The 15,119-nt window shown below is 64.0% G+C and carries 1 protein-coding gene; it reads right to left on the reverse strand.

The features are described from left to right. Positions 1 to 16 precede the first annotated feature (16 nt). Complete coding sequence (locus tag Q8J98_RS07460; protein ID WP_305293805.1) at positions 17 to 15,037, reverse strand: hypothetical protein; 15,021 nt, start codon at positions 15,035 to 15,037, stop codon at positions 17 to 19. Positions 15,038 to 15,119: the final 82 nt, after the last annotated feature.

Below are 15,119 nucleotides of genomic sequence, written 5' to 3' on the forward strand. Positions count from 1 at the left end.
CGTTCCAACTTGGCACCTACTGCCGCAACAGAACCGCCGGGCCATTTCCCCGCACAAAGACGCTGTACACGATCCCGTCAATTTCGACCACCGTGCCATTGAGATCGGCCAATTCAAGGTCTTCTTCGTCTTCTTCCGCAAGCGGAACCGAACCGAATGCGCCGGGCAGCACGATCGGGTCGCCCGCATCGCGCATCTGCCGGATCGTATCGCGGACCAGGCTGATGCCCTGGAACGGCACGCCCAGAAGGTCGGTCACCTGCACTGTCGCATCATAAACCACGACGAAGGCGTTCGTGGCGACCGTTGTGCCGTCGAGCAACAGCGTGAACGGGTTGCCGTTCAGGAACAGCTGCGTGTTGCTTGGCGGGATCGCCTTGGGTGTTTGCGAACGGTCATCGACAAAGACCGTTTGCGAAGGTGTTGTCAGCAACAAGGTTCCCGCCATTGGCGAGGTGCCTTGTATCGGCACGATCCCGTTGAGAATGCTGACAAATTGCGCCGTCGTCGTCATCAGGGTCTCGGACACGAAGAGCGCAGGCATGATGATACCCGCAGGCGCATCGATATTGACCTCGGCGAAGGTCGCTACCGTGCCGTCTGGCCCGGTCAGGGTGACGTTGAGCGGGTCAGGACCGTTTGGCACCTGGGTGATATCGAGCGCCCGGATGATGTCGGCGCGCAAGATCAGGTTCTCGCCCACCTCAAGCACCCCAACATCCAGCGTGCTTGTTGCCTGCAGCTCGATGTTCTTGGCGCGCATGACCTTGACATCGAGGATGCCGCTGTTGCCCGGCCCGAAGCCCGCGATATTGATCAGCGTATCGCCAGCCTCCTCCAGCTCGCCGATGATGTCGCCGGTCGAATAGATGGAACTGTGGCGCCCGGCAATGATGGTGTCGAAGAACACGCCATGACCGGTAATCAGCGAATCGCGCCCGGCGTTGAGGCTGGTCAGGATGTTAACCGATCCCGGACCCGAAGTGATGGTTGCGTCAATGCCAGTGGTTGCGGTGTCGAAGGTGACAGTTTCGCCGCTAAATACAGCCGAACCGGCGGCATTCAGCGACCCGCCAAGAACATCGCCGTTCACCGACAACAGCGTGATGTCGCCCGGATCGGCTGGCCCCGGAACTTCCGGAATGCCGGTGGTTTGCAGATCGACAAAGCTCAGATCACCCTCTGCCTTGAAGTACTGGCTGCCACCGCTCTCAGCCAAGGTTATGTCGAGCGTGCCGTCGCCCACAACCTTGATCGGGCCATTCGGGGCTTGCAGATTGCTCAGCACCATATCGGTAAGCGCAGCGAGGTTGATACCGCCATCGCTGGCCTCTGCTGCCAGCGTATTGGTGCGGATGCGCAACGGGTTTGCGGGGTCGGTTACGGTATTGTCGAGTGCTGTGGTATTGGCCTGGGCCTTGTCGCCAATCCCGAGTCCCGCGCTAAGCACCACCCCTGCCCCGGCGGTCATGGCGGTAATGTCGGTGCGCGGATCGAGGGTTCCGGCAAAGATCCGGCCCCCCGCAGTCACCGAAACCGCCTCGGCATCGGCGCTGCCCGAGGTGATCCCGGTCACCAGCGCATCGCCGATGGTGGCAATGACCACCTCCCCGGCATCGGCCCGCAGTAGCGCCCCGTCGAGCATCTTGAGCGAACCGGAGTTGATATCGACCAGCCCGGCGACCGAGTGGATACCGCCAAGCGCGGTCACAAGCTGGCGCGCACCGGCGGCAAGGTTGATCGTTCCGGTGGTTTCGACCAGCCCGTCAATCACGCTTTCGCCCGCCGCAGCAAGGCGGATGGTGCCGCCTGCGAGCGCCGAACCGATGATGAACAAGGTCCGGGTCGGGCCAAACAGGTTGATCTCGTTCAGCGCGCTCGCAACGATGTGGCCACCAACGCTGACCCCGACATTGAGGCTGCGCGCGACCGTGCCGATGGAACCGGTCACCGCTTGCAGCGTGACCTGCGCACCAAGGACGTTGATCAGTTCATCATTGTTGGCATTGAACAGCGAGTTCTGCGCCACCAGCTTCACATCTTGCGGCGAAAACACCGTGTCGATCCGGCCGCTGTCGGTAAAGGCAACATTCACGCCATTCTGCGCACGCGCCGTGGTTGTGGCCCCGGCACGCGGGGTAAGCGTCAGCGGCGTGGTCTCGGAGCCGATGCCACCCTGCGCGGCTTCAAGGATCAGGTTGCCGGTCTGCACCAAGCTTGTCGGCGCGTTGATGATATCGCCGAAAACCTTGATCCGGGTTTCGCCATAGGTGCTGATCGTGCCCAGCGTCGCGCCACCGCGCGAAGCAAGGAACACCGCACCGATATCGGCGTTCGCCACGTCCGACACATTCGGCACCGTGACATTCAGCGCGGTAACCGCGTTGAAATTCAGCGGCCGTTTGCTCAGCACGGTCAACAGCGTGTGCTCAGGGGCCACAAGGCCGAGTGCGGCCGCGTTCAGCGCTGCCAGTTGCACCGACGTAAGGGTGTCCAACTCGACCCCGAGCAGAAGCTCGGTCAGCACACCCGGCACGCCAAGCCCAAGCGCCACGGCGGCGTTGTAGGCGGCGATCTGCTCGGCGGAAGCGCCTGCCGGCAGATTGACCGGGCCAAGCGTCAGCTTCAGATCGCTGCGTTCGGCGGCGGCAAGCGCCACTTTCTGATCAAGCGTCAGGAACCGCGGGTCAAGGTCGGAGCGGATCGAGACACCAGGGGTTGCGGTGCCCGCGCCGATGGTTTCACCGATGCCAAGCCCGGCCTCGATGGTCACGGTGCGGCCCGCAACGTTGGGGTCTTTCAGCACCGGGTTGGTGCCGGTCACCGTCTTGAGCGCACCGGGCGCGATCGCGAAGGCCAGCTCGCGCTCGGTCCAGACCGAGCCGCGGGTCAGCTCGGTCTTTTGCGCATCGGTGGCGGCGTAGTGATAGCCATCCTCGAAGCTTGCGGTCAGGTCGCCGACAACGCCATGCAGGCGGTGGAATTCGGCGGTTTGCTGCAATTCGTAAGCTTCGATCTGGTCGGTCACATAGGTGTCGGGGTCCGCTTCACCGGCGGCAATGGCCTCGGCCCGGTAATGGGCATCAAGCGCGCGGAACTGCGCGGAATCCGGGTCCACCGATACCGTGGCGCTGTCGCTATAGGCGGCGTCGCCGCGAATGCGCCAGTACTGGTTGTAGGTCTGCGTGGTCGAAGCCTCAAAGGCTGCAATCGCGTTTTCCTGCTTGGCGGCGTTGACCGAACCATCAACCCCGCGCGACGGATCATCGGCCAAGAGGCCAAGGCTTTCCCAGAAGCCCAGAAGCTGGTCATAGGTGCGCTGATCGATCGTCTGCACCGGGTTGTTGTCAAGGATCTGGCCGGTCGCCGCCAGCCGCACGTCGCCGCCGGTGGTCTGGACCCTGGCCACCAGCATGGTGCCATCGGCATTGCCCGACCAGGCATCCGAACGGATGCCGATGTCGCCCGCCGCGGTAACCGAAAGGCCAAAGAGCGGGTTGGTCTGCAACGAAGGATCAAGCGCCGGGTCACCGAAGTTGCGCTGCGACGGGTCGGCGGTAAAGCCGGTGTTCACCCGCAAAAGCGCACCCGTGGTGGTGCTGCCCACCGAACCGCTGAGCGCGGTCAGGGTCACGCGCGGGGCCTGAATGCGCGCCGTCTGGTCCTTGCCGTCGATCGATCCGAACGAGAACAGATCGACCTTGCCGAGCCCGGCGGTCACGCTGCCCGCCGCTGTCACCTGATCGACGATCAGGTTGGTGCGCGAGATGATCGACACATTGCCATTCTTGGCGTTCGCCGAAAGCGCGCCGGTGCCGGTTGCCGCACCCGTCAGGTTGACGGTCAGCGACGCATCTATCGGGGCCGCGACATTGCGCGGGTCGGTGATGCCGCCAACAAAGCGGTCGGCGGTCAGGTTGATGGTCTTCGCCCTGATCTCACCTGCCAGCTCGCCCTGGATGATCGAGGCACCGCTGCCCGAAACCGTGCCCGCGTTGATCGTCACCGTGCCCGCAACCGCGTTGAGGCCGGCGGTCAGCACCACATCGGAACTTGTCGAGGAAACGTTGATCGCGCCGGTGTTGGAACCGATGAAATTCACCCCGATCGGATAGTCGGCCTTCAGGGATTCGGTGATGATTGTCGTGTATTCCTGCCGAAGCTCGTAATAATAGGTCTTTTCCGAGGCGATGCACAGCGTCCACCAGTTGCAGCGCCGCGAGCTTTCGCCGGTCTTGACAAAGTCGTTCTTGGTGAAGGTGCTCTGGTTTGCAGTGGAAAGCTGGGTTCCCGAGAGGCTCGCGTTGGTCGTGGTCGTCGCGTTCGGATTCTGGAACGCGGCACCATTGACGACCTGCAAGCCGCCGCCGGTCAACGTGCTTTGCGTCGTGACATAGGTGCCATCTGCAAGCCGGTAGGTGTTGAGCAATAGTGGCGAACCGCTCAGCGTAAGGCTGGTAATGGAGGCGACGGTCAGGCTTTCCGAGCCAAAAAGCTGGGTGGACACCTGCGAGTAGTTCGAGGTGCGCTTGTATTCCTCGCCCGTCGTCCAGACATAGCGCTGGTTGGCGACGGGCGTGTAGGTTGTCGCGCGATCGCCGCCGACGGTGTTGATCGCGCCACCAAGGATCAGGTTGCCGGTGGCATTGTCGATGATGCCGGTCTGGGTGGCAATCTGCACCGTCCCGCTGGCGTCGCCCGGCACATAATCGCGGGTGAACACGGTTTTGCGCACGGATACAAGCGGGTTGCTGGCGCTGTAGGCACCATCTGTTTTCAGTCCGATGACATCGGTGATTTCGATCCGCCCCGCCACACCGCGCAGGGTGCCGGTGGCATCTTCGCCGGTGCTGAGATTGCGCAGCACAACCGGAATGCTTGAGGTGTTGGTGATGTTGATCGTGCCGAAGCCATCAAGCACATTAAGCTTGCCCACGGCTGTTGACGACGAGGTGTTCATGATCTGGCCGAAAAGCTGGATATACCCGCCCTTCACCGAAGCCCCGTTCACCACATACTGCTGGTTCTTCGCGTCATAGGAAGCGCCGATATTGTCTGCCGCCGAAGCCCGCACCACCGAGAAGATGCCATCGCTGCCGGGGTTTGCCAGCACATAGGCCTCGGCCTGCGCCTTGGTGAACTGCAGGCTGAAACTGATCTGCTCGGAAAGGTAATCCTTTATATTGACCTGGGTGGCCACGCCGAAGATCGCGATGGTGCGCACCGGGTCGGCATTGGGATCGACCAGCACTTCCTCGGTGTACTGGTTGACCACCACCGCCAGCTCTGCCGGGTCGATCCCGGCCGGGGTGCGGTTGATGACGATCGCCTGGCCTGCGCTGTTGAGCACGGTTGCCGCGCTGATGAGATTGGCCGCATCAAGCGCCGCCTGGCTCACGCCTATTGCCGAAGCGCTGGCGGTAAGCGTGGGCGTTGCGCCGAGCGAAAGGTTCCATTCGGCGATACCCGACTGGATTGTCGAGTTGATGTTGAGATAGCGCGCCGAGATCGAGATTGCGCCATTGGCGGTGATGCCCGGTCCCGCTTCCGAGGTGGAAGTGTGAACGGTGAAGCTCGCCGGATCGCCGCCGATGTGGTTGAAGCCGTTCACATAGCTCGCTACGAAATCGCCATCCTTGGCGAGAATCTCGACCGAGCCTGCGTTGATCGTGCCCTGAATGTAGATATTCCCGGCTTCCGAGATGATCCGCACCGCGCCGGTGGTGTTTTCGATCACCGAACCGCGCTTAAGGATGATATCGGGCGCGATCTTGCGCTCGGCCAACGGGAAGGCTTCGGGTGTATAGGTCGAGACGATCTCGATCAGGCCGCGGCTTGAGGTGCGCGAGGTGACCACATTGGGCACGGTGAAGCCCGAAACCAGGCCGCCGGTGTTCAGCGCGGTAATGTCGTTGGGGCCATAGACCAGAACCCCGTTGAACCGCAGATTGCCCGCATCATAGGTCGGCACGATGAGATTGCCGAGCTTGAGCGTGTGATGGGTGTTGTTGGTGATCAGTATCTTGGCGTCACCGGGGGCAAGCAACTGGCCCGAGCCGAAGGTGCGCAACTGGTCGCCGGACACAAAGATATTGCCCAGCCGCGCCGCGGTATCGGCAACCTCGATCGTATAGGCCAGCGGCGTGCCGGACGAACTTGATGCGGCAGCCGCAGCCTGCGTCGTGGTGGCAAAGCTGGTGGTCAGCGAGGTGATCAGCCCGACGAACTGGGTTAGCGAATTGGTTCCGCCCACCGTTCCCGGGGTTCCGCCGGTATTGGCGTTCAGCGATGCGACAGCCGAGTTGATCGAGGTCAGGACCAGACCGAGGTTGGTCACGGTATCGGCCACGGCGGTGCTGGTCAGCCCGACGCGGGTCAGCGAACCGGCACCGGTAAAAAGCGGCCCGGTGCCCGGTGCCAAAAGCAGGTTGCGCTTGGCTGTATCGGCGTTGTTGAGCGCGGTTGCGGCGTCCTGCTCGGCCTGGGTGCCGGTGACCGGATTTGCCGGAAGGCTGTTGAGTAGCGTCGTCAGCCCGCTGTTCAGGCTTGCCGCGCGGGTGCGCGCGATTGTGGTCTGGGTCGAAATCGTCGCGGTATTGGCGGCGATTGCCGTGAGGTTGTTGGCGATCACGGTTTGCGCGGCGGCGATGATGGCCTGCTGGGTGCTCGCCGCACCCGCATTGTTCGCCACCAGCGCGCTTGAAAGCGCCGTCTGCGCCGCCGCTATCTCGGCCGCCTTGGTGATGTTCACATCGCGCCGGGCAATCGTGTCCGCCTCGGCCACCTTGGCTGCGTTGGCGGCGGCAAGGCCCTCGTTGCGCAGCGTTTGCAGGCTGGTGACCGTGGCACCATGGGTCGCGGCGGAATAGGTGCTCATCGTCTGAATGACGGTGATGGTGTTGTTGACCGAGACGATCATGCCGAAGGTGCCGTCATCGTAAAGTTCCTTGACCCCTTCGGTCAGCTCGGTCAGCCCCGAGACGATGTTTGTCGGCGCGGCGATGTCGAGCTTGACCTTGACGGTCGAGATGTCCGCCGCATTCGCCGCCGCCTGCGCCTCCAGCGCGGCTTTGGGCGAGGGTCCGGCAAAACTGCCGGGCACAAAGTTGCCGCCCGCATCGAACGAGCCGAGGCCAAGCCCGACCAGCTTGTTGTGCAGGAAGTTGATTTCGTTGAGATATGCCGCCTTGGCGATCGGATCGGTGGCATAATCGAGGATCAGCTGCGCCAGCTCGGCGACGCGCGCCAGAATCTCGGTTCCAACCGGGTTCGGGCCGGAAACCGTGAAGTCGATATTGCCGGTCGCCTCGTTGCCGATGCACGACAGCAGCGTTGGTTCACAGGTCTCGTCGATGGTCAGCGTCTTGTAGCGCTGGATGCTGGTTTCAACCCGCCCGTGAACGTCCACGCGCGAAATGCCGCCGTTGGTGCTGGTCGAACCGCCGCGGGTTTCAAAGGTCACGTCACCGCCGCCAAAGGCGTTCGATACAGCCGAGGCAACCGCCCCGAGCGCTTCGCGGTAGAGATCCTTGGAAACGCCGACCGCGCTTGCGTCGATATTGCCCTTGCTGACGTTGATGCGGATATCGCCCGCCGCGCGAACACCCTGCGGATCGAGGTTCATGTTCGTCGAGGCCGTTGTTCCGATCGACACCAGGCCCGAGTTCACCACGATCACCGTCGGATCGGGTGCATTCGGAATCGGGATCGCGGTCTTGTTGAAGGTGTCGAGGGTGGCGTTGAACTTCAGGTTCGCGGTCTGACCAAGCGGCCCGGTCCCCGCCCCGATGGTCACGGTCGCATAGCGCGGCACATCGCCATTGGTCGGGTTGTCGCCATCGGTCGCCTGCACCAGCGCATTGGCACCGATGAGAACCGTATTGGCACCGGTATAGGTGATATTCGAATCGCCCGTCGGCGCGCCGGCCAGGCCATAGGTGGTGGCAACGGCGCGCATGTCGAAATCGCCTTCGCCCCAGGCCGCAATCTGGATATCGCCGTAATCGACCTCGACCTTGCCGGCACCGCCGACCGAAGCCGTGGCATTGGCGGTGATGAAGGCATCGATCACCGCATCGGCAAGCGCCACCGCGCCACCTGAATCAAGGTTTACAATCTGCTTGGAGGTGATGTTGTTATATGCCTCCTGCTTGAACAGCGACGGGCCGGACGCGGGCTGCGTCAACCGCACCGCGGCATTGGCACCGACCGTGGCCGTGGTGTTGTGCAGGATCGCCACCACCGCACCGCCCGCCGGAATGTTGGCGAGGCCCCCGGAGATCGAGCGGACGTTGTTCGCGCCACCCGCAAGGAACGGGTTGAGCGTGATGTTGCGCGACGTGAGCGTGAGATTCTGCGCCGTAAGCTGCACCCGGTCGCCAATGGCCGCATCGACCGAGGAGCTGACGTTATGGCCAAGGGTCGCGCCACTGGCACCCACAAGCGAGGCCTGCGTGCTGTCGACCGACCCCGAGAAGTTCGTGGTGTGCTGCGCCGCAATGGTCGCGTTTCCGGCAACATTGATGCCGTAGGCGGCGGCACCGGTGGTATCAGCCGCCGCCCGCGTGGTGCTGGTGGTCGAGGTCGTGGCGGTCGCGGCCGAGCCTGCAACCAGACCGCCGCTGCCTGCTACGACGACCGCTTTGTTGGTATCGTTGCCAATCGCCTCAATCTTCAGCGTTCCCGCTGAAAGCGTGGTGAGGTTGGTCAGCGTGGCGGTGGTTGTGGTGGTGGATTTGGCCTCGGAAATGTTGAAACCGGCGGCAACGAAGCCCACCGCCAGGCCGCTGCTGTCGGCAATCTGGCCGGTGGTGTTCGATGCCGAAACCGTGGTCATCCCGGTCGAGACAAGCGCGGAACCGGAAACAGCAGTGTTCGCGGTGGTCAGGTTCTTCGATTTCGATACCGTGGCATTCAGCCCGATGAGCGCACCTGCCGAACCTTCCGAGTAGGATTTGACCAAGCCCGATGCGGCCGTGCTGCCAATCGCAATGCTGCCCGCGTCGATCGACGCGCCGTTGGCGACGGTGGTCGAAACATGTGCCGAAACTTCGGATTCAGCCAGCGAGGCACCTGCGGCAAGGCCGCCCGCAACTGCAATTCCCTTGGCGAAGGTATCTGCCGACCCGGTCGCCGAGGCATTCACCGTAACCAGACCGGAGGCAAATATCTGTGCCGAATTGACCGATGCATTCACCGTTGGCCGTACGCTGGCGAAGGAACCGGCCCCTTGTATGGCCGCGCCAAGGCCGCCGCCAACCGCATAGGATGTTGTCGTGGCAGAGTCGTTTGCCGATGCCGTTACCGATACCGAAGCTGCCCGCGACCCGAAGCTGCCAATTGTCGCCGAGGTCGAGATTGAAGCATCAACCGTGCCGCCGATGCTGGCCTGACCGACCGAAGCCCCGACCGCAAGCGTGCCCGCCACCGAAACCCCGATTGCCTCGACCGAAGCACTTCGTGCCGACGAAGCGTTGACCGCGACCGCACCATTGGTGCTGACAGCCTTGCGCCGGATCGCTGCTGTGGTGCGCGAATTGTCGGAGACAATGCCGACATCGGCGCTGATCGCCGCCAGAAGCCCGCCCGAACCCGCAAAATGGGTGCCGACAAGCGTGTGGTTGGTATCCGCATGCACGTTGACCGCACCGGCTGTCAGCGATCCGGTGCCGTCGATTTGCGCCGTGCTGCCGGTATCGACGCTGAGCACGCCGATGCCCGCCCCGCCCGCCAAGCCGCCAACCGCAACCGCGCCGGTCACGATGCTGACCTTGAGCGCGTCCGAGCTGTTGACCCCGACCGTGCCACCCGCGTTGATCGTGCCGCTGCCGATGCTGGCAGAGGTGCCGGCCGGAATCGCCAGGGTCGATGCCGCAGCCGCAATGTTCACCTGATTGCGCCGGTCCTGCGCGGTTTGACTCACGTCCTTCACGCGCTGGTCGTCGGAAGCCTGAAGCTGGTCGTTTGCAACGCCGCTGCTCGCCTCTGTTTGGGCATCGCCGGTGATGCTGGCAAAGCTCAGCGACCCATCATCGCTTGCTTCGCCGATGTTCTTGTCGGCCTCGCCTCCGGGGGCAACGCCGTCGCCGTAATTGTAGATGGCGATCCCCGCCGCGAGCCCGACGATGCCGCCGCCCGCGCCGATCACATAGGCCTCGCCCGCCTTGTTCGAGAGGCCCGACACCAGCACATCGCGCTTGGCATTCAACGTCACGTTGTCGCCGATCGAGGCTGCGGCGGTGTTCTTGAACACCCCGACATCCACCACCCCGGCGATACCGCCGAACAGGCCCACGGCAATGCCGCCCGCAGCGACCGAGGTCACCGTTTCATCGCGCGCCGTGACCGCGACATCTTGCGCCCCGTTGCCGGTCGCATTGCCGCCCGCGGTGTTGATCGAGGCGTTGTTGCCGATCGAGGCGGTGTTTTTCACATCCATGAGGTAAAGGGTGATGACCCCCGAAACGCCGACGCCGCCCGCGGTCCCGGCCACGCCGAGGGTAAAGCCCGATTGCAGCGAATTGGACTGCACATTGACGCCGCGCGCGGTGCTGCGCTGGTCGCCGAACGAATTGCCGGTGAAGATCGTGTGATTACCGCGCAGGCCGAGCGCCGAGACGGTCGAACCCGAAGCGATCGAGGCGTCGATTTCCTTGTTGAGGTTCACCACGCTGATCGCGGCCCCGACACCCACATAACCAACCGCAAGTGCCCCGGCGAGAACGCCGGTGCGGGTCTTGTCATCGGCGATGACATCGACATTGCCCTGTGCGGTCACCTCGCCTGCAAGACTGGCCTTGGTCCGGGTCGTCAGGTCGATGACCGAGATCCCGCCCGAAACGCCAACAGTGCCCGCCGAACCCGCCGCGCCGATGCCGACGATATCTTGCGTCGCCTTCGCCACCACAGCCACGTCGCCTGCGGCCGTCATGTCGCCAGCGCCGACCTTCGCCTCGGTCGTGGTGTCGATCACCATTACGGTTGCACCTGCGCCAACCCCGACCGCGCCGCCCGCGACGGCACCCGAGAAGCCGAGCGCATAGACATCGCTTGCCGCCAGAACGGTCACATTCTGCGCCGTATTCGCCGCCCCGGCGATCCGGTTGATCTCTGCCCCGGCACCGATCTCTGCCTTGGTATTCGTGGTGATGACCGGCACACCCGCCGAAATTGCCACCCCAACCGTGCCCACCGCCCCCGCAACCGAAAGCGCGCGCACCGAGGCCTTGTCGGAGGCATTGACGATCACGCCACGCGCGGTTGCCGTCGTCGGTGCCGAAGACCGCTTTTGCGTCAGCAAGTTAAGCCCGGCGCTGCGCGCCGAAGCCGCATCTGCATCGGTCAATTCGGCGGTGGAATCCGCCTTGAAATCGGCCGCCGAAAAGCCCTCGTCGCTACCGTAGCTGGTGAAACCAGAGGCATAGCCGGTGATATAGCTCTGCGCCGCACCGTTGCCGAGTGCGGTAACCTGCGCGTTGGCATCGATGGTTGCCAGCGTGGTGGCGTTGATCACGGTGACCCCGATCGAGGCCCCGACACCTGCCGTTCCGGCCGCGAAGGCACCATCCAGAATGTCGATCTCGGTCTTGCCGTCGGCCATGACCGCGACGTTGCCATTGGCGAACACCCGCGATGAGGCACCGATCCGCGCCGTGGTGACCGGACTGACCGCAAGAACCGTGACAGCCCCGGCAAGGCCCGCCGTGCCACCGACACCTACCCCGGCGGTGATGTTGAACAGCGACTCGGCGCTTTGCGCGTCAACGATGACATTCCCGGTTTCGACCAGCGTCGAAGCGCCGATTTCCGCCGTGGTCGTCTTGTTCAGAACGTCCACCGCGACGCCCGCACCGGCACCCGCCGTGCCACCGGCCCCGGCGGCCCCTGCCACCGCGAAAAGCCGCGATGTGTCCGATGCGCCAAGCGTCAGCGAGCCCGCGTTGAACGCATTGCCAACCTTGGCAAAATCGCCAATCAGCGCCTCGGTCGTGGTGCCAAGCACATAGATGCCCGCCCCCGCGCCGACGCCCGCAGTGCCGCCAGCGGCACCCGCAACGCTGAACAGGTCACCCTCTTCCGTCGCATCGGCGGTAATCGAGATTGCCCCGCTGGCGTTGATCTCGGCCCGGTCCGCCGCCGAAGTCCCGTCACCAAGCGCCGCGCGCGTGGTGTTGTTGACCACAACCACCGTTGCCGCCGCGCCGACGCCGGCGGTTCCGCCCACGCCGATGCCCGCCGCAAGGCCGAAAATGTCGAAATCATTGGTGGCAGCCAAAGAAACCGCGCCGCTGCCCGAAATCGTCACCCGGGCACCGCGCGCCATGAGCGCCTCGACCTTGTTTTCCGAAGTGATGACACCAGCCACACCCGAAACCCCCGCCGAGGATGCGGCCGAGGCAGAAGCGGCATAGGTGCGGATATCCTGCTTGGCAGAAGCGATGTTGGCAAACGACCCCGCCGAGGTGATGCGGGCGTTTTCACCCAGTTTGGCGACCGTCTCGCCCGAACTGACAATGACCGTGGCCGAAATCCCGACCGCTGCACTTGAGGTGCTGGCCGAAAGCGCGCCCGAAAGCGCCTTGGCGACGAAATCGCCTTCCGACGACAGGGTGACATCGCCGCTGCCGACGTTCACCGTGGCGTTCGAACCAACCTCTGCTGTGAGCTTGTCGGAGAACACCATGACCCCGAATGAGCCCTGAACAGCCACGCCAGAGCCGCCAGCCCCGCCAATCGCTTCAACGTAATAGTTTGAATTTCCGAGCAGTTTCCCTGTCGCGAGGTCAGTCAGGCTGCTTGCGAAAGCATCAAGATCATCAAGGCTGCCGAAGCTGAAATCCGGCCCCGCATCGATCCTGCGATTGATCGCCGTGACCGAAAGCGCCGACCCGGTGAGCGTGCTGTTCGCGCCAACGCTCGCCTCGTATTCCTTGTCCGACACGACCACGGCAATCGAGCCACCCACCGCGATGCCGCTGGTGGAAACCGATCCCGCAAGCGCCTTGGCCGACAGGTGGCTTTCGTTGTCCACTGCAAGCGACATCGCCCCGCCATCGGTCACGTTGACCGTGCTGCCGATCGTCGCCTCGGTCTTGCCGGTCGAAATGGCGACCGCAAGCGCGCCCGCAACCGCGACCTGCTTGCCCGACGCCCCGGCGATGCCGAGCGCGCTGAGTTTCGAGACATAGGGACCATCGGCGTTTTCGCGCGATGTCGCGGCAATGGTGATGCCGTTCGCATGCACGATACTGGCATTGTTGGCGATGGTCGCGGTGGTGGTGTTGTTGAGAATGGCAAGGCCTACGCCAACGCCGATACCCACCTTGCTGCCCGGATCCATGGCGGCACCGATGCCCGAGGCGGTCATGCCGACGGTATTTTCAGCGCCGATGCTGATTGCCCCGGTCACGTTGACCGTGACACCTTCCAGTTTCGCCGTGACCACATCCTGCGCCGCCGCAATCCCTGCCGCGGCGGCGATGGTGACCGAGGCACCGTTGCTGTCGCCGTTCTGGTCGCGCTGGCTGTCCTTGGTCTTGTCGAGCGAATCCGCGGTGGTCGAGGTGCCACCGGTCTTTTCATTCTTCTTCTCGTCCGACTCGCTGAAATCGCCGCCGCCCGCGGTCGCGGTGGCGTTGGCATCATAGGTGCGGTCAGCCGAAGCCGTGATCGTCAGTGACCCGGCAGTGATCGAGCGCGCCAGCGTCGCGGTTGTCAGCGAGGTGTTTTTCAGCGCGCCGCCTGTTGCGCCATTGCCAAGGATGACCGCCGCAGATGCGCCAACCCCGACCTTGTCGGATTTGTTTTCACCGGTCGATGTCGCGGTGTTGCTGCCGGTGTTGGTGGCAATGACGCGTATCGCCCCGGCCCCCATGCTCAACGCATTGCCGGTGCCGATGCGGGCAGTCGTGGTCTGGTTCAAGAGCGCAAGCGCCACCGAAGCATCCACAGCAATACCGCCCGCCGCCCCCGCCGAGGCTTCGGTCAGGGTCACAAGGCCCGATGTCGCCTCGACCGAAAGGCCGCTTCCCGCCGCCAGTGTCGCGCCATCCTGCAATTCGGCGGTGGTCGTCATGTTGACAAGGTTCATCGCGAAGGATGCGCCAACGCCGACCTGGCCACCGGTGACGCCTTCATCCGAAGGTGCCGCCTTGGCGGTCGCGTCAACATCATTCGCCGCGTCGATCGTGGATGCGCCGCCACCGGCGCTGATGCTGGCTCCGCCCGCGACCCGCGCGGTGGTGTCGAGCGTGAGGATGTTGAGGGCAACCGAACCCGCGATGCCAACCTTCGACCCGCCTGCGCCCGAGGTGGCGGAAGCAAGAAAGGTATCCGTCGGCGCGCCCACGGCCTGCAGGGCGCGCACGTTCACGCCCGCACCGGAATGGATCGCCGCCCCGAGATAGGCGCTGTTGGTTTCCTTCACCACGTTGACCGATACCGCAACGCCGATGCCGACCTGCGAAGTGCCGCCATCCTCGCCCTTGACGGCCTGGCCGTCCGAGGTTGCCGAACCGCTGGTCGTCGCCCCGGATTCCACGGTGATCGCGCCGCCTGCGGAAATGCTCACCCCGTCGGGAACCAGCGCCAGCACCTGCGAAGTCTGCACGTTGATTGCCACCGCCGCCGCAACCGAGACCTTGCCTTCCGAAGATTCTGCCGAGCGGCCATCCTCATCCGCCGCGGCGGTGGAGGTGGAGCTTTGCTGCTCGGCGCTGCCGACCCCCGATGCCTGCTGCTTGCCGGCACCCGCGTTGAATTCATTGGTCGCGGATTTATCGACGCTCTCGCCGTCGCTGTCGGGCGCTGCATCGGCATCTTCCGCGTCCTTGGCGCCCGCCGCACTCGCGATTGCCGAAAGCGTGGATGAGGAAACTCCGCTTGCCGCAAAGCTGACCGCGCCACCGGCGCTCAGGTTGCGGGCGGTGGTGGCGGTGGCGCGGTCGTCGATGAGCGCCAGTGCCAGCGCCGCGCCGATTGCCGCGGTCGAACCGGCGGCCTTGCCCGAAGCCTCGGTGGTGGTGGTCGAATGCTGCATCGCCGAAACCGAAACCGCCCCGGTCACGGTTTGCGTGCCGCCGCTGCCGAGCTGCGCCGTGGTGGTGTTGTTGATCAGCGAA

This window comes from Phaeovulum sp. (assembly GCF_030684035.1).
Classification (GTDB): domain Bacteria; phylum Pseudomonadota; class Alphaproteobacteria; order Rhodobacterales; family Rhodobacteraceae; genus UBA6213.